Below are 25084 nucleotides of genomic sequence, written 5' to 3'. Positions count from 1 at the left end.
ACTCTTGGTGCTAATTATACAGAATCAAAAATTGCTCTACACTCTGACACAGCTAGATTCCCGAAAAACCGCCAACAAAGAAACCCGGTTTCTGAACGAATGTACAAAAGAAACCGGGTTGCTTTAAGAAACCCGGTTTGTAACGTCAGCGCCTCTTAAACGGCAGCCAATTCTTGATGTTCGATCTTCGTTCCTAATAGTTTAAGAAATTCAGCCAACCATTTAGGATGGGCAGGCCATGCGGGTGCTGTGACTAAATTACCATCAACCATCGCCTCATCAGCGGGAATATGCACGTACAAACCCCCTGCCCTTGTGACATCTGGACCGCAAGCTGGATAAGCAGTGCAACTTTTGCCATCCAATACACCTGCTGCTGCCAACACTTGTAACCCGTGGCAGATAGCGGCAATCGGTTTATTTGTTTTGGCGAAGTGGCGGGTTATTTCTAATACCTTATCGTTGAGGCGAATATATTCGGGTGCGCGTCCGCCAGGGATAACTAAAGCATCGTAGGCGGCGGGGTCTATTTGAGCGAAATTGGCATTTAAACTAAAGTTGTGACCCGGTTTTTCGCTATAGGTTTGGTCGCCTTCAAAATCGTGGACGGCAGTTCTTACTGTTTGCCCAGCGTTTTTATCGGGGCAGATGGCGTGAACCGTGTGTCCCACCATCTGTAAAGCTTGGAAAGGTACCATCACTTCGTAATCTTCGACGTAATCGCCAACGAGCATTAAAATCTTTTTGGCAGCCATGTTTTTAATTCTGATAACGCCATAATTACAGATTATTGTAATAGGTAATCGCTAAAAGATAACGGGTAGTAGGTTAATTTTTCCCACTACCCGCTATTTGATTAAGCGCAACCGATTACAAAACTGTGGTAGAGAATGGGTTAGCAGTCACACCGACAGCACCGGATCCGGCGATCGCATTGGGTCCGATACCGTTTACAACTGGTCCATTGATGTCATCCCACCAGTTATTGGTGGCATTCACCGCACCAGTACCGCCGTGGTATAAACCGGCATTCGAGTTGCCGATCAAGTTATTGTTGTTGACCCGGACAGTACCAGTGATATTGGTACCGTTGCGAATCGCCACTCCATTGTAGGAGTTGGTGATGACATTGCTTACCACATCTACGGTTCCCAGGGTCGGTCCACCAATAAAACCAGAATCCCGCAGTCGGATACCGCCCCGGTCGATATCGTCGATGATATTGGCGTTGGTGATATCGTTATTCTCGATCCGGGCGCTGCCACCGGCTAGCTGGATGCCTTGTTCTCCAAGATTGCTCAGGTTGTTGCTGTTAATGACACTGGCAGGATTGGTAATGGCATCGGCAACAATGCCGGGACCGGGTAGGTTGGCGATGGTGTTGTCTGTAATCCGGACTTGGGTGAACTGGAATGCTTGGATGCCGCTGGTTACATCGGTGCCCGCCGTGACCACATCGCGGATTAAGTTGTCGATGACAGACAGGGAACCGGCTGAAGAAGGTACGAACGTATCTAAATAGACAACGCCGCCGTTACTGGGACCATTGCCGGTGAATACATTTTGACGAATTACGAGATTGTCACTTTGGCCTTGCAGGCGGATAGCGTTCTGACCACCCATCTGAATTGTCAATCCCTCAATCGTGACATTATTGACACCAGCGTCGATCGTAAAAACAGGTAAACCAGCTGTGGTCTGAACAACCGCTGGAGAAACCGCCGAACCATTGCTGGTACTAACACCCGCATTCGGTCCGCGCAGGGTTAAGGGTCGGTTGATGGTAATAGTTCCTGGTTCGCTGTAAGTCCCCGCTTGGGCAACAATAATGTCGTTATCGTTAGCCACCGCAACCGCATCGGTGATTCGGTTGTAGCTATTCTGGAACAATCCGCTAGAGTTATACCGGAGAACTAAACCAGTAGATGCTGGAGTACCCACTAGCGGATTGTTATCTAGAAGCTGCACCACAGCAGTGTCAGCTGACCCTACTTGGTAAGTAACATCTTCAGCGATTTTGACGATCGCAGATTCAGTCGGTTCGTTGCGACCATCGAAGAAAGGAATGACATCGACAGGAGTAGCAAAAGATTGACCAGCAGCAAAGTTAACGATACCGCTCAAAGCAGCATAGTCGGTGCCAGGGGTTGCCGTACCCGTGACGGTGTAGCGGACGCTGAGCGCTTGGCTATTGTCGCCGGTGCGGGTAAACTGGAACGCGCCATTGCCCTCGCCGCGACCCGGTTCGCCAGCCGTTGGGTCGATAGCACCAACAAAAACAACGGGTTTTAATGGTAACGCCGGAACGTCATTATCCAGAATGGTCAAGGTGGCAGTATTCTGCGTCCCAATAGTGGCACCGCCGGTAGGGTTGGTCAAGCTTAAATTGACCGTCTCTTCGTTCTCAACCAAGACATCGTCCACAATCGGAATTGTGACGATTTTGGGCGCAGTGTCCCCATTAGCAAATGTGACGGCGATCGGGTTATTGTTATAGTCACCAGGAGCGATCGCACTGCCATTGGCAAGGTTAACCGTAGCGCCAACTGTACCAGCACTCCCCCCAGTGCGCGTCACCGTTACTGCCAAAACGGGCGTACCATCTTCGTTGACGACAAATTGGGGGTTGCTAAACTGAAGCGTGCCCGGGGTGTCGTTGTCCACAATATTTAAAATGGCAGTCCCTTGAGTGCCAATAGTGGCGCCGCCGGTGGGGTTGGTTAAGGCTAAATTGACAGTTTCGGTGGGTTCTACTAGGGAGTCGTTGACGATGGGAACGGTGATAGTTTTGGGCGTCACATCTCCATTGGCAAAATTGACCGCGATCGGGGTATTGGTGTAGTCACCAGGAGCAGTAGCAGTTCCGTTAGTCAGGTTAATCGTAGCCCCAACAGCACCGGCACTGCCATCGGCACGAATCACTGTTATCTGAGCAATTGGCGTGCCATTTTCATCGACGCTGAAGACTGGGGCGCTGAACTGAAGGTTGCCCGCATTGTCGTTATCTACAATGCTCAAAGTGGCGGTATTTTGCGTCCCTAGTGTTGCACCGCCAGTGGGATTGGTCAGAGTTAAATTAACCGTTTCGGTGGTTTCAACCACAGTGTCATCTACGATTGGAACTAAAACGGTTTTGGGTGCAGTGTCCCCGTTGGCAAAATTGACCGTGATGGGAGCGTTGTTGTAATCAAAAGGAGCAACGGCAGTCCCGTTATTCAGGTTAACCGTGGCGGAAACCGCACCATTGCTGCCACCCGTGCGGGTAACCGTCACTGCTAGTACGGGCGTGCCATTTTCCAGGGTGACGAACTGAGAGTTGCTGAACTGAAGCGTACCGGGGACGCTGGTGTCATTATCTACAATCGTTAGGGTGGCGGTACTTGGCGCTCCCAAGCTGACGCGACTGGTGCCGGTGGGGTTGGTCAAACTCAGTTGGACGGTTTCGTTACCTTCAATCAGGTTATCGTCCACGATGGGAATGTTGATAACCTGCGTTGTTTGTCCAGGATTAAACGTGACTGCAATTGGGTTGTTGCTGTAGTCATTGGGAGCAGTAGCAGTACCATTAGTAAGGTTAACGGTAGCGGAAACCGTCCCCAGGTTGCTGCCAGTCCGCGTCACCGTTACCTGTGCAATCGGCGTCCCATCTTCTCTGACGCTGAAGCTGGGTGAGTTAAATTGCAGGAAAACCGGATCTTCTGTTCCTACATATTTAATTTGCTGCACCAGGTAGTCAGAACTATCTGTCAAGACAGTACCACCCCTGCCGTTCGTACCGCGCGGAGTGTTAGCGCTTCCTTCCAGATAAGGTAAAGCAGTGAACCGCAGTTCGTTAAAGTCACCAAAAACCCTAAACTTGTAGTCGCCCAACCCAGTGTTGAGTTTATCGGCGATGAACCTTACCCCGGAGGCGGTATTCTGAATCGAGGTCCCAGTACCAGCAATGGTGTTTTCATCCAGGTAGCGAACCCCTGTAATTGACACCAAAGTTCCATTTTTGAATGCCTGGACGAAACCTCGTTCCGTACCAAATTTCTCGTCAGCGATGGGAGCAAAGCTACTCAGGTCAATAAATGCGTTCGTAACCGATTGGTTATCACCCCATTTGAACCGCAAAAGTTGCGATTCCCCATTATTGGGGTTGTAGTTAATTTCCGCCCGAATTTTGCTGGTGTTGTTGTACCAACCATCAAAAGAATCGGCGACGCCGATACCCAAAACACTGCCGAAGGTATCGTTACCCGGTTGATTCAGGTTAGTCAGAGCCAAGTTGTTGAGGTTCTGATCTGTGGCAGTTGAAAAATTTAACAGCGATAGATTCGCCCCTGTTCCATTGAAATTCGAGGTGGTCGTGCCGCTGATATCAATACCTTGATTGTCAGCTGCTACCAGCCACTCGTTTGTGAAATCGTTCAAGCCAGTCGCGTTATTAGCGTAACTCGTACTGCGACCTAAAGAACCAGAAATATTAGGCATCGTTTCTCCCTAAGTAATTTTTGATTGCCAGTTTAAGGAACTTAAGCGAGCAATAGTTTTGCTTTTCCAGTTCCCAACAGGCGAATTGTTTTTCAAGTCCGTGACCTGAGAAACTTCCCAGGCCAGACTTGCATCTTTGACGGCGATCGGATTTGGCAAGGCAATAGCAATTCTTTGAATAGCCGCTCCGACTTTAGTCGTTGAGATGCTATTCTATTTTTTCTTAGTTGCGAAGTTTCATCCGGAAACTTTTCCCATATTTGTTGTAACGAGCGATGGTTTTAACAGAGTCTGTAGAATTACGGTTACCTTTTTTAACTAGGTGAAAACGACCGGGCAAAGCGAGACGGTGCATCACCTATCTGTAGGTTATTCAACCGAAAATCTTATTATTATGGGCAATTTATCCTTGACATCAGAGCTAAATTATGCTCCTGTTAACCTATGTTATATAAGTCAGGACTTACGCAAAGAAACAAGGGTGATATGAGAAATCTTTGGTTTGGCAATCATAACCCAACTTAGCAACCGGGTTTCTGGCAACTCCCTAGCGTAAGTCCTGTCCTAGAAACCCGGAATATGAGCGTAACTCCTGTAAGTTTGCTGAATTGTATTTTTTATATAAGTTTAATTTATGCACAAAATTTGATTAAAATTTCTTAACAAAACGGCGGGCGCGCTCTGGGTTCCAACTGCCTCCCTCGGGAGCTTGGTCGCTCTAACCAGCCCAGAGAGCCATCTTTGGGCCTATTCAATTTACACGATAAAATTTCACAATTTCTTAATCTAGTTTTTCGCAAAATTTTGTATTAAATATAAAGAATAATACTCTATGAGTGTGTTACACTACTTAATTTTTCTGGTCATAGGTCATCAGAGAAATTGCGCTCAAATACATCCTCCTATAGGAGGATGTGGAAATTCACCAAATCAGTTTGGCATCAGTCATAAAGTGATTGGCCTATCGATATGGATAAGTGACCTATTGCCATTGGGTTGTCATCAGGTGCATGGACGGCAGTTTGGCTAGAGTTCACCAACGGAGATAAAAAATGCAGTTGTTACAAAGCTATGATGTTTCAATTCTTACCAACGATATAGTTTCGCTGGTCAAAAGTACAAGTGCAAAAAAAAATTACCTGTTTGAGCAAGCGATAAATTCCATTGATGAGCGATACGCGGATGAAGTGATATCCACGTGTTTGGAAAAGCTCTTAAAAGTAGATGATTCCTTGCAACAAGTATTTATCAATAAAATCTTCGCTCATCCCAACAGAAAGCTCAAAAAAGTTTTGGTTCAAGTTTTAATGAGAAAACTCAATAAGCTTGCTGCATGAGAACTGGTAATAGGTAATAGGTAATAGGTAATTGGTAATAGCAAATTCAAGTTCAATTTTCAATCTATTTAAACCAATTACCCATTACCAATTAGCCATTAGCGATTAGCCAATTAAGGTTTCTCAAACCCCAAAGCGCGTGCTTTGATGCGTGAGGCACTGCGGGGGTCGGTTTGAAACGTGACCCAACCTTCCCGCGTGGCGCGGCGCGGCAGAAAGGCAATTTGAAACTCGCCCCGCTCTTGTTCTTTGCCACCCCTTTCTAGTACTACTTCTATTTGGACATTTTCCGCCGTCTGATTGCCTGTATTTTTAACCGATACGGGAACAATAAATTGCTGGGATTGAGATTGGGGTGTTCCAAGTTGAAACTCAATTTGCGGCGGTGCTTCGGTTACCGTAGTAGCATCATAAATTAGGTAGATCAATGTGCTGACAACGAGGATAAAACCGACTGCAAAAGTCACCCACTCTAACCAATTTTTTTGTAACTTTTTCATGGGATTTTGAAGCGTCTAATTTCCAGATCCCTGTTGCAATAAAAGTCTGCCAGCAGAAGCACCCAGGGTAGCTGGTAGTGCCAGGACGACTGTTTGTGCAACGCCGGTGATGAGTGCAACTCCGTCAAAGCGTCCGAAAAACCACAGAATTGCTGCCGAAGCAACTAGGGCTACGGCATAGGTAATAATACTGCCGGAGATGATGGTAAAAATGCTTCTAGAACGAGTAAATTTATCTGCGCCGATGAAGTTGCTATAGAACAGGATAATAGCACCCAGTACTATCGAAACTAAAGCTAAACCGAGCAATCTTATCGAAGAAATTTCGATGCCGACCATAATAATTTCTTCTGTCGGTGCGACGTTGGCTGCAAATAGAACAGCACCGCACAATGAGATTACAACTTGTCCCCAAAAATCCCCTTGGTTTTCAATTGGACTGGGTGGCCCTTTTGGCTGCTTTTGATCGTTCATGTTGCTGTCGTTATCTCCACCTCCAAGTTGCGCGGTCCCCACTGAAACGCCGATAGCAACAGTCATCGCTTCAACGGTAATTTTTCCGATAATTTCTTCCCATGTCATATCAGCGGTAATGCGCCCTAGCAACCATAAAAAAGCGGTGGAAACTAGCATTCCTAGACCCATTTCTTCCACCGAGTCTATGACGACTTCTAGGCGATTTGCATCGTAACGTAAACCTCCGTAGTTGTTGTAACCTAACAGCAGGGTGAAGGTGGCGAGGACGTAAATAAATATGCGAAATGGATGGATGGTGAAACCTGCCCACCACACTTCCATTGTGTAGATTAGGGGCAAAGAGAACATGATGCCACCGATGACGCCCCGCAAGTATTCTTGAAGGGATTCGGTGAGCGATCGCTGCTTGTCTGCTTTACAATCCATCCGTTATATCCGTTAGGCCGACATATTGTTACATATGTAACAATCGCCTTTGAGCCTATGGCTTGTCTACTATCCGCAGATAGATTAAGTTGCGATTAAGTTAAATTCTTTCATGGCTGGTAAAAAGTTGAGATTTTCGTGACTGGAACGGCTGAGTTTAATTAAAGCAAAACGCTGGTCTGGGGTTAGTGCTGCCCACTGTTGGGGTGTCAGCTTCAGGTTAAATTCTTGGGCTTTTTCTTGAACGCTTTCTGGTATGGTTGTTTCGTCCATCCAAGCTGGGTGAGGATCGATGGGAAGTTCGCTGGGTAATGCACCTGTTTGTTTTAACACCAGTTGCTGTAAATATTCGCGATAAGTTTGAATTTCGCTTTCTGTCGTACAAGGCATTTCGACGAGTGATTCTCGTTCTGCCAAATTAAAGTGATTCCAATGAGATAATTTTAGTTTAATGCCGCAAGTATCTAACTTGAGACGCACTTGCATGGGGATGCAGCGTAAAGATTCTACAAAGTCGGCTTCAAATTGGAAGAATTTGGTCATTTGGTAATTGGTAATTGGTAATGGGTACTTGGTAATTGGTAATTGCCAATCGCTAATTGCTAATTGCTAATTGCTAATTGCCCATCGCTAATAATTATTTTTCATTTGCTATTAGCCATTAGCCATTAGCCATTAGCTATTAGCAATTAGCTATTAGCTGTTAGCCCTCTCATTCACTCCGGTGAGGTTTGTTCATATATCGAATGACTAAGTAGCTGATGGAAAGAGCGAGAATGGCAATGGCAAGACCGATCAGATCCATTGCCGTTTTCTTTTCTAAGTCTAAGATAATGATTTTCCGAGCTACGGCAATTAAAGAAGTGACGATGACTAACTCGACTTGAACAACGTGTTTTTTAAGATAGGCGGTGATATTTTCTAATAGTTCAAGTGCAATCAAAACATTCAAAAATAGACCAAATATTTTGAACAAGGTATCTTTAAAGAAGCCTTCTGATGGCATGAACAGTTCTTGAAATAAAACAAAACCCAGGTCATAAACTGAAACTAAAATCACTACCACCATCGCCAGGGATAAAACTTTGGAAATGATAACTACTATGGTTTCCAGGTTATGCAGGAAAGGTTCGTCTTCAGTAGACGAGGCGATTTGTTTGGAGAGTTTTTTCCACTGGGACATAATGATTGTGAGTGCTGATAGCGACAGCGTTATCAGGTTAAGCTGAGAGCGCTGGCGTTTCTTGCCGGTTGCCTCTGGTCTGTTGAAACACAGAACTTAGAGGATACTAGCATTCAGCGGAGTGCAATAACACAGGACTTACGCCAAGAAACCGGGTTTCTATGAAAAATCGCAGCAAGAAACCCGGTTTCTAGGATCGTCGTGGGTAAGTCCTGATAAAATAGGTTGCGGCTGTGAGTTAGTGGAAATGGGTACTAATTGTACGGCGCAGGCTTTTAATTCGGGTTGCAGGGAATCGGGACAAGCTTCTGGGTGCGTCAGGGCGTTGGCTTCGGCGTTGTCTGCCCATAGTGCGCCCCAGTGCATAGGGGCGAAGACGGTACCGGGAGTAATCGCTTTAGTTACTTTAGCGGGAAAGCGGGCGCTACCGCGACGGCTCTTGACTTCGACCAAATCTCCTTCCTCGATACCCAATTTCCCAGCATCGCGGGGATGAATTTCCAGAAATGGATTGGGGTGCATTTGTTGAATTTTGTCGATCCGTCCGGTGCGGGTGAGGGTGTGCCAGTGTCCGTAAACTCTGCCGACGGTTAAAACAAAAGGATATTGCGGATCGGGAGGTTCTGCCAGTCCCCGCGAGTGATAAGCACCAAAACGGGCACGTCCGTCGGGGGTGTGGAAGCGCAGATCGGTGTAAAGTCGCTGCGAGGAAGAGGACGGGGAGACAGTGAGACGGGGTGACGGGTCGAGATTTGCCGAAAAACTCCCCGCGTCACCGCCTCCCCGCCTCCCCGCGTCCTCTTCCTCAGAAGCGGGACAAGGCCATTGTATCGGACCTTCTGCTTGCAGGCGTTGGTGACTGATGCCGCTTTGGTCGCAGGGGCGTCCTTTGGTTAATCCGACGAATTCGGCATAAACTTCGGCGGAGTTGGCGAAGTTAAATTGTTCGACAAAACCTAAGCGGCGTCCGACTTCGGCGAAGATTTCCCAGTCTGCTCTTGATTGTCCACTGCGATCGCGAAATCCTGGACAAAGGGTGATCGTGCGTTCGCTATTGGTCATGACGCCGGTTTTTTCACTCCACTGCGCTGCTGGTAGCACCACGTGGGCGTAATGGGCGGTTTCGGTGGGGTAGTAGGCGTCTTGGTAGACGGTGAAGGGCGATCGCAACAAAGCTTTCTTCGTCCGTTCCAAATCCGGCATACTTACGGCAGGATTAGTAGCGGCTATCCACAAAAAGCCTACCTCGCCCCTTTCCAAACCCTCAATCATTTCCCACACCGTCAAACCCCGTTCGGGGGAAATTCTACCCGCAGGCAGATGCCAAAACTCCTCAACTTCGGATCGGTGTTGGGGATTTTTCACTACGCGATAACCGGGTAAAAGATGGGACAACCCGCCTGCTTCCCGTCCTCCCATTGCATTCGGTTGTCCGGTGAGGGAAAATGGCCCTGCACCTGGTTTGCCCATTTGACCTGTCATCAGATGTAAATTAATCAGAGTTCTAGCTTTAGCCGTACCTTCGCTAGATTGATTAATTCCCATCGACCACAAGGATAAAACGCGCTGGGATTCGCCCCAATATCTAGCGGCGGTTTCTAATTCATCAACGCTGATACCGCAGCGTCGCGCGACCATTTCTGGGTGGTATTCTTTAACGATCTCTGCATAAGCTGGGAACCCGCTGGTACATTCATCTATAAACTCGAAATTAATATAATCCCAACGCATTAGCAGATGGGCGATACCATTCATTAAATCGATATCGGTTCCCGGATTAATTGCCAGGTGCAAATCTGCTGCTTCAGCCGTCGTTGTGCGGCGTGGATCGACTACAATTAGCTTGACATTTTTGTTCTTTTTGTGGTGTTTCCGCAGCCGGTTAAACACAATGGGGTGACATTCTGCGGTGTTAGTGCCAATTAAAAAGGCACAATCGGTTAAGTCTAAATCTTCGTAACAGCAAGGTGGCCCATCGGCACCAAAACTTTGAATATAAGCTGCCACTGCACTCGACATGCACAGGCGCGAGTTGGCATCGAAATTATTAGTACCCAAACACCCTTTTAGGAGTTTTTGGGCGATATAGTAATCTTCGGTTTGGAACTGACCGGAACCATACATGCAAATTGATTCTGGTCCAGAAGTAAAGCGCAGGGTTTGGATGCGGTTTACTATTGCATCTAAAGCTTCATCCCAGGTGACGCGGCGTAATGGTTGATCGAGGGATTCGCGCATCATGGGATACATTAGTCGATCTTTGGTTAAAGATTCGGCAATTGTGGCACCCTTAACGCATACCATACCCTGACTAGAGGGGTGAGAGCGATCGCCCTGCACTTTCCAAACAGGTCTTCCTTGACTGTCTCGATGGGTTGGTTTTCCTATTTGTGCCGGAGGCGACACTTCTAAACCACAGCCAACACCACAGTATGGACAAAGTGTTTTTGTTGAGTTAGTCATGGTCATTGCACCGTAATTGGTAATTGGTAATTGGTAATTGGTAATTGGTAATTGGTAATTGGTAATTGGTAATTGTAGATGTCAGAGTTTTATTTAATCCAAAATCCAAAATAAACCATTAACAATTACCCATTACCGATTACCCATTACCGATTACCTATTCTTGTTCTCTGTCGTAAGCCAGCTTGGGATAGGAAGGCAGTTCTGGGGTTTCTGCTGCGGGTTCTTCTTCGTAGTGGGCGGCAAAGGAACCTTTGGGTTCTTTGAGGAAGAAGGCACACATAGCGGCGCAGATAAAGGCAGCGACTCCCATTACTTCAAACAGGGTTTTAGCATCGGTCAAGCTGTAAATGGTGAGGAAAATTACGCCGCCGAAGTTACCGTATGCGCCCACATTTCCAGAGACTTGTCCGGTAATTTCTTTTTTGATTAGGGGGACGATGCCGTAGGTAGCGCCGCACCCGGCTTGAGCAAAGTAAGCTGAGAACATTGTCACGGCAATTGCTAGGGGAATAGGCCAACCTGCACCAATTCCGTGGGCTAATAGATAACCAATTCCAACACCAACGGTGATAACGGTCATCGTCCACTTGCGGCTGCCTAATTTATCGGAAATTAAACCACCAGAAGGACGAGAAACCAAGTTCAAGAATGGATAGGTGGCTGCAATCATTGCTGCTATTGCGTGTTCGAGGGCAAAGGTTTTTTCAAAGAATGTGGGCAGCATCGAAACCGCAGCCAATTCAGACCCAAATGTGACGACGTAGCAAAATTCTAATAGAGCAACTTGACGGAATTCGTAGCGTTCGGATGGGGCGTAAGTTTTACGACCATCTAGTAGGTCTTGGTTGACGTGAGTTGCTTTAATTGTTTGATAGACAAACAACGCTCCCAAGCATAACCATACGATTAACATTCCGTCGAGAGAAAGGAAGTGAATCGCTGGTTGTGCTAAGCGCCAAGCTAGCAATCCCAGGGCGAAAATTAACCCAAAATTGGAGAGAATCATCGCATAAAAACTGCGGACGCTGGTAACTTCCATTGCCCCGCTTTTCTTGGCTTTTCTGTAAGTTGCACCGGGGGGCGTATCTTGGATGTTTTTGTTATTGTAGTAAATCCAACCGTAAAGTGAGGCGATAATGCCAGTAAGTGCGATCGCCAGTCGCCAGTTAGTCGCACCACCGGATATAAATGCGGTAGATACTGCCAACATCGGTAGAGCAAATTCCGCGCCAAACGCACCAAAATTACCCCATCCGCCGTAAATTCCTTCAGCCATGCCAATATCTTTCGGCGGGAACCATTCCGACACCATGCGAATACCGACCACAAATCCAGCCCCAACAATTCCCATTAACAACCGACTTAAAACCAGTTGATGAAAATCTTGGGATAGTGCCGTTGCCAAACAAGGAACGATCGCAAACATTAATAAGCTAGAAAACGTTACCTTTGGTCCAAATCGATCCAGCAACATACCGATAATAATTCTTGCTGGAATCGTCAGCGCCAGGTTACAGATACCTAATGTTTTAATTTGTTCCGGCGCTAAATGTAACTCTTTCCCAATAGTTGTCGCAAACGGAGCAAAGTTAAACCAACAGACGAAGGTGAGGAAGAAGGCAAACCAGGTCATGTGCAAGATGCGATATCGCCCCTGAAACGACCACATTTCTTTAAGCATTACAAACCTTCCTGAAATTACGATTTGATTGAATAATTGCAGATGGCAGATTGCAGATTTAACTATTTCTAAAATCTGCAATCTAAAATCTTAAATCTGCAATCTCTTATGCATCGAGCGTGACTCGTCCGACTGCCTGCCCGATGCAGGTTAAGATGAACCCATCAGCGCGATCTTTATCATCAAGCGCCGCAGGTTCTCCGTCATACTTCACCTCTCCTTGCACCAACTTTTGCTTGCAAGTGCCGCAACTTCCGCCACGACAACTGCTGGGAAGTTCAATACCAGCTTGTTCTGCTGCTTCTAAAATCGATTGCCCTGCTTCAAGAGCAATTTCTTTGCCAGATTTAGCAAAATAAACCTTGTTCTTAGTTACAACTTCAGAACTGCGAACATCTGCATGTCCGTTTGTATCGAGAGGAGAAGACTGTTGCGATTTACCGTTGCTGGAATTCACATCATCAGTAAAAATCAATCCGGCGGCGCTATTTTTACTTTCTACGTCCGGATTCAGTTTTGCCTCGAAGTGTTCTACGAGCAAATTCCGCAAAATCGGTTTTAAATCTTCGCAAGGAATACCTTTCATGACGCAGCTACCCAAATGGGCATCTTTGCCCACTTTGCCGCCCATGTAAATATCAACCCCTTCAACTGCTTTGCCGTTTTTACGCGCTTTGGTTCCCATTAAACCAATGTCGGCAACTTGGGGTTGACCGCAGGAATTGGGGCATCCAGTCCAGTGAATTCGCACTGGTTTTATTAATGTTACTTCCCCATCCAATTCCTTAATCAATGCTACAGCCCGATTCTTAGTTTCAATTAAAGCAAAGTTGCAGAATTGTGCCCCCGTGCAAGAAACTAGCGCCCGCGTTAAAGGTTGAGGTGAGATGGAGAATTTTTCTAGCAGCGGTTCTTTCAAAAAGGCGTCGAGGCGGGCATCTGGAATGTTAGGAATAATCGCATTTTGCTCGACGGTTAAGCGAATTTCCCCACTGCCGTAAACATCTGCTATCCGCGCCAGTTCAAACATATCTTCGGCATACAACCGACCGACGGGAATGTTCAATCCGGCATAATTTAATCCCGGTTGCTTTTGTTTATAAACCCCAATGTGGTCGCGTTTTTCCCATTCGATTTCATCTTTTTCTGCTTCGAGTTGCAAGGGGCGTCCGAATTCTTTTTCCACTGCGGCGCGGAACTTATTTAAACCCCATTCATCTATTAGCCACATCAAGCGAGATTTTTGCCGATTCGCGCGCAGTCCGTTATCGCGATAAATGACTAAAATTGCCCGACATAAATCTACTACTTCGTCGGGACGTACCCAAGCATGTAAGGGAATGGCAGCATCGCAGCGTCTGGCGGAGAAGAATCCACCCACCAAAACGTTAAACCCAAAAACGCCATTTTTGAACCCAGGAATAAACGCGATATCGTTAATTTCAGCGTGAATTGAGTTATCGCGACATCCGCCAATCGCGATATTAAATTTACGCGGCAAGTTGGTAAACTCTGGATTACCTTCACCGTTGTTGGTGATCGTATCTTGCACTTGATTGCACAACTCGCGCGTGTCGTACAATTCATCCGCATCAATTCCCGCTACTGGAGAACCTGTGATGTTGCGGACATTATCCATCCCCGACTGAATGCTGGTGAGTCCAACGGATTTTAATTTGCGGAAAATATCAGGTACATCTTCAATCCGGATTCCCCGCAATTGAATATTTTGTCTCGTTGTAATATCTCCAGTGCCATCATCGCCGTAACGCTGTATTATCTCTGCTAGCGCTCGGATTTGTTCGCTGTTGGTGATGCCATTTGGTATCCGCAACCGCATCATAAATTTACCGGGGGTGACGGGGCGGAAAAATATCCCCAACCACTTTAACCGATAGTCCCGATCGGCTTCATCCATTGCTTCCCAGCCAATTCTGGCAAAGTCTTCTAACTCTGCCTTGACCATCAAACCATCTTTTTCGGATTTGATTTTTTCAAATTTATTCTGAGTTTGAGTCGCTGTCGGTATGGCTGTGCTAGTCATGAATTACCCTGCCTGTGATTTCTCTAAATTAATCTGTTTTTGCACCTAAATCAAATTGTTTTGTTTAGGCAGAATTTTTACCGCTTTTATCAACAACCTTGGGCGACTATTTGGTTGTCTGATTCCATATTTTTCTGAAATCGAGTATAATTGAGTGTATGCCCTTCATTTTATCTTTGGCGAATTTGTTTTTTTGTTGATTTAACCTTTGCTAGTCTCACTTTGATAAAGTTTGAACTTTGGCAAGGGTGAGTTAAGGGAAAACTCGATTCCCGCCCCAACTATTTGCGGTCAATCCGCCCCGATTAGATATGCCTAAAGATGCCAACGGGTGTGGTATCTATTGCATATTAGTAGGCTATTAGTATCAAACGGTTAAATTAGTATCGCAAGTTACAAAATAATTGTAAAGATGTATGAAGCGCATTTTTTCAATGCGGTTTTTACATTAAGGGCGGACGCAGTGGAATCAGGCTGATTCCCGATTTCAGAGTAGGAGCAGGGGAATCAAAATATTTAATATGGCAACCGCACTGGCAGTTAGGAGGTTATTTATGAGAGAAACCCTTGATACAACACGCTTCTTCCCCTAGTCCCATGCCCCATGCCCCTAGTCTCTAGCTATACAACCCACATTCCGCACCCTCAACTGTTACATTGAAGAGAATCAGAATCAAGCTCTCTGTTTGAGGGGGGAAAGGGGAGCGCTGCTCCCCTTTCAGATACCGCAAAATAGGACAGGACGTAAAGAAATGTAAAAAACCCATAGACATCGGCTGGATTCTGTGAGTCAGAACACGAGCGTCATCCCCTCATCCAGCGCCTGCGGCACCACATCCAAATCCATCAGGTAATCCCCAAAGCGCTTGATTTGACTGGTCATATAAGGACAACAGTCTTTACTCAAAGCGATCGCGCCACTAATACCTGTACAGAAAGTCGAAGGTTTCATTTACTTGGTTTAGACAGTACTCCGATGCCACGCCCTTTGGCTAAAACCTTAGCAGACCGGACACACCATTATTCATAATTAATTAATCCTGCTTCGCGCTATCAGGTCGCTAAGTTCATTTTCTTTTGTCCAATATGAAAAGAAGAAAATTTCTACATTTGACAGTTGGCGGTGCGGTGGGGAGTATAGTAATAAACAACCAGACTGCTGATACATCAGCCTTGGTCAACGTTCAGACCCATCCAACCCGAACCGTTGAGGCCAAGTTTATCTGGTACGATAATCAAGGCTTGGGACGGAATTTGTACGGTCTTTTCCGTAAATCGTTTCAGATTCAAGGAAACATTAAATCCGCGCTTTTCAGCTTATTTGCCGATACATCTTACCAGCTTTTTGTGAACGGTGAATTTGTTGAATTTGGGCCTGTCCGCTTCGATCCGAGATTTCCTCTCTACGATACGCATGACATTACTAGGTATCTCAGACCAGGGAAAAACGTAATTGCCGTCCAAGTCAATTACTTTGGTCACAAAACCTTTAAATCGATTCCGGCTCGAGCGGGATGGATTAGCTGGGGTACTGTCGAATTAGATAGCGGTAAAATTATATCACTTCACACAGAGGGAGAGTCATGGCGCACCAAACCTGATGGAGCGCATTGGCGTTATGCTTCCAAAACCAGTTTCGCCTTAAACACTGCCGACTTGTTCGATCAGAGTCGCGAGGAACTTAACTGGAAAGACATCGATTTTCAAGATAACCAGTGGTCTAAAGCCGTGGAACTAGCGAAGCAGGAGACTTGGGGAGCGCTAGCACCAAGGTCTATTCCCTATATGTCGGGAAAAATCATTTCTATTCCGGCGCTTGCTAATCCGCTGGCTTTGAAAAAATTTGAATACTGGTATTCTTTTTCCGTACCAATACCTCACTTTCATGAGGAAAACAAAGCAGAATTTAGCAATTTTATTGCCTTTACCACTTGGATTTACTCTCCTATAGATCAGGTCATCACTGCTGGAGTTTTCTGGGGCGAGAGCTGGCTCAACGGGAAGGAAATTCCACGGGGTGTTGAGTCTGTAAATCAGAGCATGCGTATCAATCAGCGCTGGGAACTCAGGCAAGGATGGAACCACCTATTTGGCAAGGTTGGTGCTTATTATGATATTCTGCATCAGTATTTTGCCATACCTCAAAATAAGGGTATCATCTTTTCTGCTGATAAAAACCCCAACTCAGTCTATACGTTTAAACATTCCCCTGTTCTGAAGGCGGCGGCATTTGAAAAACATCTAAAAGATAAACCTCTACCCTATTCCTCTGAGGAGACACTCGATGAAATCGGCGGATGGGTCTTGGTAACAAAAGATGAGAAAGCTCACAGCCCCTGCCGCGAAACGAGCTGGGATAATTATGGTGAGCCATTTGAGACTCTGACACCAGAGACCTTGCAAGGCCATGTTTTTCGGTTAAGGGATTATCCTCATGGCTTTTCGCTGCTGATGGATATGGGTCATATGCATTTAGGTTTTCCCCGCATCCAACTCGAAGGTGTCCGTGGAGCAATTATCGACCTGACATACAGCGAACATCTCAATCCAGACAAGGTACATCTTCGCCACACGCATTTTTATTCCAGTGGTGACCGAGTGCTGTGTAGCAGAGATACGGTGGATTGGTTCCCCAGTCATCCACGCGGTATGCGGTATTTCAAACTTACACTCCGCAATACAACAGCAGATGTCACCCTCAAGTCCGTCTCCCTACGTTTAGCTAACTATCCTGTGGAATCAAAAGGCTGGTTTCGCTGTTCCGACCCACTTCTCAATCAAATCTGGCTGATGGGACAACGTACACAGGCAGCCAATATGGAGGATGCGTTTGTTGACACTCCAGGGAGGGAACGGGGTATGTACGGGCGAGACACCATCATCCAGTATTATGTCAACCTAGCTACGTTCGGCGACCAGGCCCTAATGCAGCGCTGCCTAGAACTCTACGGTCAGTCCCCCGATGCAACGGGTAAATTCCGTGCTGTGTATCCGAATACGGGAGACTATACCATTGCTGATTTTGCCTTAAACATGGTGGAAGGTTACTGCGCTTATTACAAGCATACCAATGATACCCATCGCATCCAAACCGACTGGGAAGCGATTATGAAAAACCTTCAGTGGTTTCACAATCTCGCCGATGAACGCAACGATTTGCTGCTGGATGTTCAATGGCATATCCGTCAAAATATCGACCCTAACTACGGCTTCTTTGGCGATCCGGACATTGTCAAAAATTATATGGACAATACAGGCATTCACTGCGTATTTAGCTGTACCTATCTGATTGCCCTACAGAATGCCGTGGTACTCGCCCAAGCGATTGGGAAAACACAAGACGCACAAGCGCTACAAAAACGAGTCAACATCCTGACTCGCACGATTCCCGAGAGTTTCTGGAATTCACAGAAGGGTTGTTTCAGCGACAATCTAAAACGCACCACCCATTCAGCACATGCCAGTCTGTTTGCAGTCCGGGCTGGTCTTGTCAATGCCACACAGCTAGAATCGATTCGGAAACATGTTGCCCACGAACTCCGCTCCCTGTTCGTCAACGGCTTCGATCCTTCAGACGGAGTCTTTGTATCACCGAGTTTCGCTTTTTATATGCTCGATGGTCTTTATCAAGCTGGGTTAGCGGCAACAGCCGAAAATCTAATGCGGCAGGGTTGGGGTTGGGCACTAGCTCAAGGACTGAAGACCTGCCCAGAATATTTCTCCCTCGCACTCAGTCAATCCCACGCCTGGTCAGCCAGCCCGACTTACTATCTGTCAAAGTATGTTTTGGGCGTACATTTCCCCAAAGCGCCCAATTTGGATGTCGTAGAAATCCGCGTGCAAACTGACAGTATTACACAGGCTGAAGGTGCTTTCCCGCATCCAAAGGGTTTGATAGAAGTCAAATGGCATACCGAAAACGGCAAGCGAGTTTTTGACACAGTCAAAGCACCTCAAGGCGTTCAGATTCTCTTGCGCCAATCCTAAATCCGCCATTGTCCGTTAGCTACTGCCCGTTTGGCGAGCGCTTTAGGCCATCCTCAAAAGGGTTTTGTTTGTGCAACCCCCCATTTGAGTCTGGTGACTGACGCCACCGTCGCGGTTGCCCCTATCCCAAGCGAGCAAATTTGCCCGCTCTGGAAGCTGGAAGAAGAACGTCGCGCCGCGTTGGGGAGCAGCTTGCGCCCAAATCTTGCCACCGTGGCGTTGAATAATTCGTTGTACGGTTACCAACCCAATCCCCGTTCCTTCAAACTCTCCCCGATCGTGCAGGCGGTGGAAGGCGGTGAATAATTTATCCGCTGCAGTCATGTCAAAGCCAACACCATTGTCGCGCACGTAGTAAGTCCTGAGTTGTTTCTCTAGGCTATCTCCCTTGTCTACTCTGCTGCTCTTGTTCCTTGCTGCTGTACTCTCCTGTTCTAGGACACCAAATTCAATGCAGGCATGGGGTTGCTTCCCGGTATACTTCCAAGCATTCCCCAGCAGGTTTTCCAGCACGATTTGCAGCAGGCGGGGGTCGCCTTGTACAGTCATTCCAGAAGCGATCGCCAACTCAACCTGTCGCTGGGGTTCGCTTTGATGCAGTTTTGCCACAATGTTTTGCCCCATTAAACTCAAATCTACTGTCTCGTACCAAATCTGACGGCTTTTCCCTAATGACAAATTCAGTAAATCGTCAATTAGTTGCCCCATGCGCTTACTGGCAAGATTAATTTCCTCTATGTATTGTTTGTCTGTCTTCTCCAGCCTTTCAGTACGGTACATCAAAAGTAAATCGCTAAAGCCTTTAATAGTCGTCAGCGGGTTACGCAGATCGTGGCAAACAGCGGCATTGAAAGCTTCTAGTTCTTTGTTAGCGATTTGGCATTGCTGATTCAACCGCGAAATCTCTTCTAGCTGCTGTTGCAGTTGTTTGTTGGCAGCTGCGAGTTGTTCTGCTTGTTGTTTCAGTTCTACAAACACTTTAACTTTAGAGAGCAATATTTCCGGCACAATTGGCTTGACCAGGTAGTCTACCGCCCCAACACCATAACCTTTAAATATAAACTCGGTCGTTTTACCAATCCCTGTGATAAAAATAATCGGCGTCTGGCGCGAATTTTCCCGCATCCTAATTAATTCTGCCGTCTCAAATCCATCCATACCAGGCATCTGGACATCAAGCAAGATCGCGGCAAAATCCTGAGCGAGCAGGCATTTTAATGCTTCCTCGCCAGAATTGGCTTTGACCAAATTCTGTTCCAAGCTCTCTAGTACTGCCTCCAAAGCCAGCAAATTTTTTGAGTTATCGTCCACTAGGAGGATGTTAACTTTTTTTTCGTATAGCATAATGGGTTAGAGCGAACCAGCGATCAAATGCTACGTCAAGAATGTGAATTATTTGTGAAGTAATTTCATCGCGGCTGGTACAACTGCGCCAAGGGGGAAAAAGTATCAGCAATAGGTGATGTCACGGGATGAGGGCAAGGAAGAATAATAGGGATCGTACTCGATGCCACATGTCGGGGAATTTTGAGCGGAATTTGTTTTCAAGTGGATTACGATCGCTAGCAATAGGTGCTTCAAATCGATGGGTTTTGTCAGATAGTCATTCGCCCCTAGCCCCATGGCAAGGCAATGCGCGTCAGCATCTACCTCGGCGGTGAGAAAGATAAACGGTATATTGGCTGTAGCCACATCTTCGCGTAATGCTTTGAGTACCTCATACCCATCGAGTTCAGGCATATGAATATCAGAAAGAATCAAGTCTGGCTTGTGTTTTCTTGCTAACTCTAAGCCAACCATACCATTTTCAGCGAGCGTCACTTCAAAATTCTCTGATGTCAGAAACAATGAAATCATGAGTCTCGGGTCTGGGTCATCTTCAATCACCAAAATCTTTTTCATACGTTCCTCGGTATGTTTAATTTTAAACAAAAAAGCACAAATCATTCCCTCGATTCCTTAGGGTATTAGCGAGGCAAAATGACTCCCCTATTCTTGGTAAGCTCTACACCAAAATCAAGATGTTGTTACCAAGTAATTAAATCGAGCCAACTGTTTCTCAATTTAATCTAAGCTTGTGAAGATTTTGTGAATAGCTTAACTGACCAAGTAAAAAATTACTCGGCAAATTTTATAAGTATTTTTACTTAAAAAATCGATTCATTTCTTGTCCGATCGATTACAGCGAATTGCAAGATCGTCTAGGTAAAGCAATTTTCGCGCCTTTTGTCAAGCGCGCACCCTTAAGGGTGCGCGCTTGACAAACCAAGGTGTACCTCATCCGACTGCAATCCGCTATACCCATAATCAGAAGCCGGGACACGGCATTATTAACGTTATCTGTTTGTCCGAGAAATCTATGATGCCGTGTCCCTACGCAACGACAGAGTGAGGTTTTTTTATTATGGGCAATTCAACGGACATCGTATCAGATCTTGTCCGGTAGCAACCGTTGTGTAACTGCTAATAGCTAATCGCTAATCGCTGCTGGAGGAGGCAATTAGCAATTAGCAAGCTGGCAATTAGTCATATGAGATTTTGTTTGGTTGAGCTTTGACGTACTCCCCTGACTGAAGTCGAGGGGAAACTCATGCGGATGTTACGAGGAGGGTTGAAACCGCGCCTCTTCACCGCAACTTCTCTGCTTCTAGGACTCTTAACTAGACGGTTTCGGGTCCCCGCCAGACCGTCTCCACAGGCAATTTCTTTATTGTCCAAGATGCGTCCCACCTCAGACAGTCCACGATTCCGAATGATTTGTGCTGCTGCTACATCTCTATGCGTTGTGTAACCACACTCAGGGCAAGAGTGAACTCTATCTCTTAACTCCTTCTTACCTGTGTGTGCATCACATTGAGGGCAAACTTGAGAGGTGTAATTTTTATCCACCTTTCCAAAGTACACACCCCGTTTCCAGCACACAAATTTCAAGATAGACAAGAACTGTCCAAATCCAGCATCAAGCGTGTGCTTGCTGAACATGCCGCCCATACTCGGAAATCGATATCTTCCACAAATATCATCCCGACACCATCACATAGCTTGTGGGCTAACTTAAAGTGCCAGTCTTTCCTAGTGTCGCTAATGCGTTGATGTAGTCGTGCAATCTTTCGATTGAGTTTGTGACGATTGAAAGACCCTTTCTTTTTGTGCTTCAGTCTGCGTTGTAGCAATTTCAGCTTACGGTGCAGCGAATTTAAGAATCGGGGTCTTTCTATCACATCTCCATCGGATGTTGCCACAAATTTATCAAGTCCCAAGTCAATACCCATCGGATGACCAGTGGGTATCGTATCAGGTACATTGACATCGCACTCCAATGTCAGCATCACAAAATATCCAGACGCCTTGCGGACAATCCGTGCTTGTTTAACGACAAATCCGTCTGGAATCTCTCGTGATTTAACATATTCCAGCCATCCTAATTGAGGCAGCTTGATTTGACTTCCCTTTAAAATCTCTGATTTACCAAGCTGCGGATAAACAAATGACCGCATCCGGTATCTATTCTTAAAGCGAGGGAATCCCATCCCTTTGCGACTCATGTCTAAAAACGCTGTTTCCAATTTCCTCAAAACTTGCTGCAACACTTTAGCGTTGACAGTTTTAAGTTCTGGAAACCTCTCTTTGGCAAGAGTGAGTGACTTGCACTGAGCCGCGTAATTGGCGTATTTTACCTCTGCTGGAACAATGTACTCTGAGGTGATTGAGCAACCATTAACCGGACATTTCCGATAATTTATCCAATCCTTGCGTTCACGCAAAGCAAAATTCCATACTTTGTGACACACCGTTAAAGTTTGTTCAATCATCTGGATTTGTTCTGGTGTAGGTTTGGCTTTTTACTCGTAGGTTAGGCTTAACACTTATTTTCACCTCCTACATTATTGCATGATTTTGTATAATTGTGGGAGACGGAAGGATAAATCCTTCCTTTCGCTTTCATCCACCGCTTAAAAGACGGTGGCTCTCAGCTTCTAAGATGTTCTGGTAGGAGCGGGTTTTAGCAATAACCGCTGTTTTATCTGTTCCAGTTGAGAATCTTGCAGATTTTAGCGACTATATACTCAGGGGTGAAGGGTTTAGTAACTACCCCATTAACGCCTAAATCTAGCAATTGTTTTTGTTCGCTAAAGCCTGCTTTGGCTGTGACTAAAATAGTCGGTATGTCTTTAATGGCACTATTTGCCTGTAACTGACGAAATGTGGTAGGGCCATCCATATCGGGCATCATTACATCTAGCAGGATAGCATCGGGTTGCTCTGCTTCGGCGATCGCTAACCCTTCCCTACCCGATGCGGCGGTAAAAACTTCCCACCCCGCCGCTGCTTCCAAACAGATTTGCAGGATTTCCCGCACACCATCTTCATCGTCAATGATTAAAATTCGTTTGGTCATATATTTGTTTTGTGACTAGCGTAAATCATTTTTGATTTTTTCATCGGGGCAGAGTGAAGTAAAAATTGCTACCCTCCCCTAGAACGCTTTCCACCCAGATTTCTCCGCCGTGTTGCTGCACGATGCTGCGACAAATAGCTAACCCCAAACCCGTACCTCCTTGTTTGCGGGAATCAGAGGCATCAACCTGGTGAAACCGCTCGAATATAGTATCAATTTTTTCAGCCGGAATTCCCCGCCCCTGGTCTTTCACCTCAAACAATACAGTGCTTTCCTGGTCAAGATCCCCTCGCTGTTCAACTGTTAACCAGACGGTTGCACCTTCGGGGGAAAATTTTATAGCATTGCTGAGGAGATTTGTCAATACTTGGACAATGCGATCGCTATCAACATTTAATCGAATCGATTGGGGAGAAACCGAGATAGTCACTTTGGCACGATTTGCCATTTCCTGCATTGAATCTATAGCTTTTACCATTAAATCGGCAGCATTGCAGGATTGTTTTGATAAACCGATTTTACCTGATTGCAGGCGTTCTAAATCGAGGATGTCGTTAACGATTCTGACTAAGCGATCGCTATTTTCCTCGGCGATGGCGATAACGCGGCGACCTTTGTCAGAATTAGCATCTACCAAACCAGTAGATAGCAGGTGTAAAGCACCGTGAATTGCGGTGAGAGGGGTGCGGAGTTCGTGACTGACAACGGCGATAAACTCGTTTTTAATTTGTTCTATTGCTTGACGTTCGGTAATGTCTTTAAAAGTAATAACTGCACCGACAATCTCGCCTTGTTCTTGAATCGGCGTGCTGACGTACTCCACAGGAAACTTAGAACCATTCTTCCGCCAAAAAACCTCGTTATTGATGTGATGAATTGTGCCATCTTTTAATGACTTATAAACCGGGCATTCTTCTAAAGGATAAGGACTTCCATCTGCTTTTGAATGGTGCAACAAGCTGTGCATTGGTTTACCGATCAGTTCTGACTGTTCGTATCCCAGCATTTTCGCTGCAACTGGATTAATAAAAGTTGTTTCTCCTTCCCGATTTACCCCGTAAATTCCTTCACCTGCCGATTGTAAAATTAGCGATTTTTGATGATTTAGAATCGCGATTTCCTCTTCGGATCGTTTGCGCGAGGTAATGTCGCGAATTATTCCTAATAATCCGATGGTGTTGCCATCAGCATCTTTAACAAGGGTATTAATTGTATCGCCGATAAATTTTTCACCATTTTTCCTAAAATAAACCATTTCATAACTCCTTAAATTGTCTATATTATTCAGAACGGTTGTCAGCGAGATTTTGTTATTCTTCCAGATAATTTGGTAATCTTGATTAATTGCTTCTGCGCTTTCGTAACCGAATAAGGTTGTAAATGCTGGATTGCACATCATTATTTTTAAATTCAAATCCGCCAAAATTATGGCGTCGGGAATCGATTCAAATATAGCTTTAAACTCGCCTTGCTTTATTTCCAATAATTTAGTAGTTCTCCGATGCTTTTTTATTTCGTTTTGCAATTCTAAATTTATTGAATCAACCAGTTGTTTTTGCTGTTTGATTTGGGCATTTGTCTTAAATATATTGATAAAAATTGATACCTTATATTTCAGTATTTCTGCTGGAAACGGCTTAATCATATAATCTACCGCTCCCACGGCATAACCTTTAAACATAAACTGTTCGTTTTTGTGGAATGCTGTGAGGAAAATAATCGGAGTTTGTTGATTTTTCGGGCGCAATCTAATTAATTCTGCCGTTTCAAATCCATCCATCCCCGGCATTTGAACGTCTAGCAGAATTACAGCGAAATCTCGATCGAGAAGGCATTTTAATGCTTCTTCACCCGAATTAGCTCTGACTAAATTTTGCCCCAAACTCTCCAGTATTGCTTCCAGTGCCAGTAAATTTTCTGGATGGTCGTCAACGAGGAGAATATTGACTTTGTGGTCATTGGTCATTGGTAATTGGTCATTGGTAATTGGTAGTTGGTAATTGGTAGTTTAATAACTCGTTCCCAGGTTCAACCTGGGAACGAAATCTGGGAGGTTCTACCTCGCTTTTAATCTCGTTAACTCGTTTAACTCTTAACTCGTTCCCAGG

General features: G+C 45.7%; 16 protein-coding genes and 2 pseudogenes. 2 read left to right on the top strand and 16 right to left on the bottom strand.

What is annotated here, in order from left to right; genetic code table 11:
* Nucleotides 1-155: 155 nt before the first annotated feature.
* Together ACE1CM_RS02365 and ACE1CM_RS02360 are read right to left on the bottom strand one after the other, a co-directional pair.
* Nucleotides 156-755 (bottom strand): DJ-1/PfpI family protein, encoded by a 600-nt coding sequence (locus ACE1CM_RS02365; protein ID WP_374875793.1) that lies wholly within the window; start codon nucleotides 753-755, stop codon nucleotides 156-158.
* A gap of 115 nt (nucleotides 756-870) precedes the next feature.
* Nucleotides 871-4476, bottom strand: a complete 3606-nt coding sequence (locus ACE1CM_RS02360; protein ID WP_374875792.1) for a beta strand repeat-containing protein — start codon at nucleotides 4474-4476, stop codon at nucleotides 871-873.
* Between the two features lie 1052 nt (nucleotides 4477-5528).
* Between ACE1CM_RS02360 and ACE1CM_RS02355 the strand changes: the two genes are divergently transcribed.
* The gene (locus ACE1CM_RS02355) at nucleotides 5529-5813 is read left to right on the top strand and encodes a hypothetical protein (protein ID WP_374875791.1); all 285 of its coding nucleotides are present in this window, start codon (nucleotides 5529-5531) and stop codon (nucleotides 5811-5813) included.
* A gap of 113 nt (nucleotides 5814-5926) precedes the next feature.
* Here ACE1CM_RS02355 and ACE1CM_RS02350 read toward each other — a convergent pair whose 3' ends face one another.
* From ACE1CM_RS02350 to ACE1CM_RS02310, 9 genes and pseudogenes are all read right to left on the bottom strand, one after another.
* Nucleotides 5927-6313, bottom strand: a complete 387-nt coding sequence (locus ACE1CM_RS02350) for a hypothetical protein (RefSeq protein ID WP_374875790.1) — start codon at nucleotides 6311-6313, stop codon at nucleotides 5927-5929.
* 15 nt (nucleotides 6314-6328) lie between these two features.
* The gene (locus ACE1CM_RS02345) at nucleotides 6329-7216 is read right to left on the bottom strand and encodes a TIGR02587 family membrane protein (protein WP_374875789.1); all 888 of its coding nucleotides are present in this window, start codon (nucleotides 7214-7216) and stop codon (nucleotides 6329-6331) included.
* 84 nt (nucleotides 7217-7300) lie between these two features.
* Nucleotides 7301-7759: a nitrate reductase associated protein gene (locus ACE1CM_RS02340; RefSeq protein WP_374875788.1), complete on the bottom strand. Its 459-nt coding sequence runs from the start codon at nucleotides 7757-7759 to the stop codon at nucleotides 7301-7303.
* 169 nt (nucleotides 7760-7928) lie between these two features.
* Nucleotides 7929-8399 (bottom strand): phosphate-starvation-inducible PsiE family protein, encoded by a 471-nt coding sequence (locus tag ACE1CM_RS02335; RefSeq protein ID WP_374875787.1) that lies wholly within the window; start codon nucleotides 8397-8399, stop codon nucleotides 7929-7931.
* A gap of 159 nt (nucleotides 8400-8558) precedes the next feature.
* Complete coding sequence (locus tag ACE1CM_RS02330) at nucleotides 8559-10862, bottom strand: molybdopterin oxidoreductase family protein (RefSeq protein ID WP_374875786.1); 2304 nt, start codon at nucleotides 10860-10862, stop codon at nucleotides 8559-8561.
* A gap of 157 nt (nucleotides 10863-11019) precedes the next feature.
* On the bottom strand, nucleotides 11020-12546 hold the full coding sequence (locus ACE1CM_RS02325; protein WP_374875785.1) for a NarK family nitrate/nitrite MFS transporter: 1527 nt from the start codon (nucleotides 12544-12546) through the stop codon (nucleotides 11020-11022).
* A 106-nt stretch (nucleotides 12547-12652) separates the two neighbouring features.
* Nucleotides 12653-13003, bottom strand: coding sequence for a 2Fe-2S iron-sulfur cluster-binding protein (locus tag ACE1CM_RS02320; protein ID WP_374875807.1), 351 nt, complete (start codon nucleotides 13001-13003; stop codon nucleotides 12653-12655).
* Between the two features lie 57 nt (nucleotides 13004-13060).
* Nucleotides 13061-14590: pseudogene (locus ACE1CM_RS02315) on the bottom strand (ferredoxin--nitrite reductase); the annotation flags it as partial.
* Nucleotides 14591-15380: 790 nt separating this feature from the next.
* A complete protein-coding gene (locus ACE1CM_RS02310) occupies nucleotides 15381-15542 on the bottom strand; it encodes a hypothetical protein (RefSeq protein ID WP_374875784.1) in 162 nt (53 codons plus the stop codon).
* A 134-nt stretch (nucleotides 15543-15676) separates the two neighbouring features.
* Here ACE1CM_RS02310 and ACE1CM_RS02305 point away from each other — a divergent pair, with 134 nt between their 5' ends.
* Nucleotides 15677-18577 (top strand): family 78 glycoside hydrolase catalytic domain, encoded by a 2901-nt coding sequence (locus ACE1CM_RS02305; protein WP_374875783.1) that lies wholly within the window; start codon nucleotides 15677-15679, stop codon nucleotides 18575-18577.
* Between the two features lie 42 nt (nucleotides 18578-18619).
* On the opposite strand, the gene ACE1CM_RS02300 is transcribed toward ACE1CM_RS02305, so the two are convergent.
* The 5 genes and pseudogenes from ACE1CM_RS02300 to ACE1CM_RS02280 all read right to left on the bottom strand — a co-directional run bounded on the left by ACE1CM_RS02300 (nucleotide 18620) and on the right by ACE1CM_RS02280 (nucleotide 24942).
* Entirely contained in the window at nucleotides 18620-19921 is a 1302-nt protein-coding gene (locus ACE1CM_RS02300) for a response regulator (protein WP_374875782.1), read from the bottom strand.
* 105 nt (nucleotides 19922-20026) lie between these two features.
* Complete coding sequence (locus ACE1CM_RS02295) at nucleotides 20027-20479, bottom strand: PleD family two-component system response regulator (protein WP_374875806.1); 453 nt, start codon at nucleotides 20477-20479, stop codon at nucleotides 20027-20029.
* 624 nt (nucleotides 20480-21103) lie between these two features.
* A pseudogene (locus ACE1CM_RS02290) lies at nucleotides 21104-22389 on the bottom strand (RNA-guided endonuclease InsQ/TnpB family protein).
* A 209-nt stretch (nucleotides 22390-22598) separates the two neighbouring features.
* A complete protein-coding gene (locus ACE1CM_RS02285; protein WP_374875781.1) occupies nucleotides 22599-22976 on the bottom strand; it encodes a response regulator in 378 nt (125 codons plus the stop codon).
* Nucleotides 22977-23016: 40 nt separating this feature from the next.
* The gene (locus tag ACE1CM_RS02280; protein WP_374875780.1) at nucleotides 23017-24942 is read right to left on the bottom strand and encodes a PAS domain S-box protein; all 1926 of its coding nucleotides are present in this window, start codon (nucleotides 24940-24942) and stop codon (nucleotides 23017-23019) included.
* Between the last annotated feature and the right edge of the window lie 142 nt (nucleotides 24943-25084).

Source organism: Microseira sp. BLCC-F43 (genome assembly GCF_041929235.1).
GTDB lineage: Bacteria > Cyanobacteriota > Cyanobacteriia > Cyanobacteriales > Aerosakkonemataceae > Microseira.
This window is presented reverse-complemented; position numbering and strand designations above follow the sequence as displayed.

Bases quoted from the DNA above. Each gene is read 5' to 3' on its own strand.
- ACE1CM_RS02335 (WP_374875787.1), bottom strand. From the start codon at position 8,399: ATGTCCCAGTGGAAAAAACTCTCCAAACAAATCGCCTCGTCTACTGAA.
- ACE1CM_RS02340 (WP_374875788.1), bottom strand. From the start codon at position 7,759: ATGACCAAATTCTTCCAATTTGAAGCCGACTTTGTAGAATCTTTACGC.
- ACE1CM_RS02300 (WP_374875782.1), bottom strand. From the start codon at position 19,921: ATGCTATACGAAAAAAAAGTTAACATCCTCCTAGTGGACGATAACTCA.
- ACE1CM_RS02330 (WP_374875786.1), bottom strand. From the start codon at position 10,862: ATGACTAACTCAACAAAAACACTTTGTCCATACTGTGGTGTTGGCTGT.
- ACE1CM_RS02285 (WP_374875781.1), bottom strand. From the start codon at position 22,976: ATGACCAAACGAATTTTAATCATTGACGATGAAGATGGTGTGCGGGAA.
- ACE1CM_RS02325 (WP_374875785.1), bottom strand. From the start codon at position 12,546: ATGCTTAAAGAAATGTGGTCGTTTCAGGGGCGATATCGCATCTTGCAC.
- ACE1CM_RS02345 (WP_374875789.1), bottom strand. From the start codon at position 7,216: ATGGATTGTAAAGCAGACAAGCAGCGATCGCTCACCGAATCCCTTCAA.
- ACE1CM_RS02350 (WP_374875790.1), bottom strand. From the start codon at position 6,313: ATGAAAAAGTTACAAAAAAATTGGTTAGAGTGGGTGACTTTTGCAGTC.
- ACE1CM_RS02360 (WP_374875792.1), bottom strand. From the start codon at position 4,476: ATGCCTAATATTTCTGGTTCTTTAGGTCGCAGTACGAGTTACGCTAAT.
- ACE1CM_RS02355 (WP_374875791.1), top strand. From the start codon at position 5,529: ATGCAGTTGTTACAAAGCTATGATGTTTCAATTCTTACCAACGATATA.
- ACE1CM_RS02310 (WP_374875784.1), bottom strand. From the start codon at position 15,542: ATGAAACCTTCGACTTTCTGTACAGGTATTAGTGGCGCGATCGCTTTG.
- ACE1CM_RS02365 (WP_374875793.1), bottom strand. From the start codon at position 755: ATGGCTGCCAAAAAGATTTTAATGCTCGTTGGCGATTACGTCGAAGAT.
- ACE1CM_RS02280 (WP_374875780.1), bottom strand. From the start codon at position 24,942: ATGACCAATGACCACAAAGTCAATATTCTCCTCGTTGACGACCATCCA.
- ACE1CM_RS02305 (WP_374875783.1), top strand. From the start codon at position 15,677: ATGAAAAGAAGAAAATTTCTACATTTGACAGTTGGCGGTGCGGTGGGG.
- ACE1CM_RS02295 (WP_374875806.1), bottom strand. From the start codon at position 20,479: ATGAAAAAGATTTTGGTGATTGAAGATGACCCAGACCCGAGACTCATG.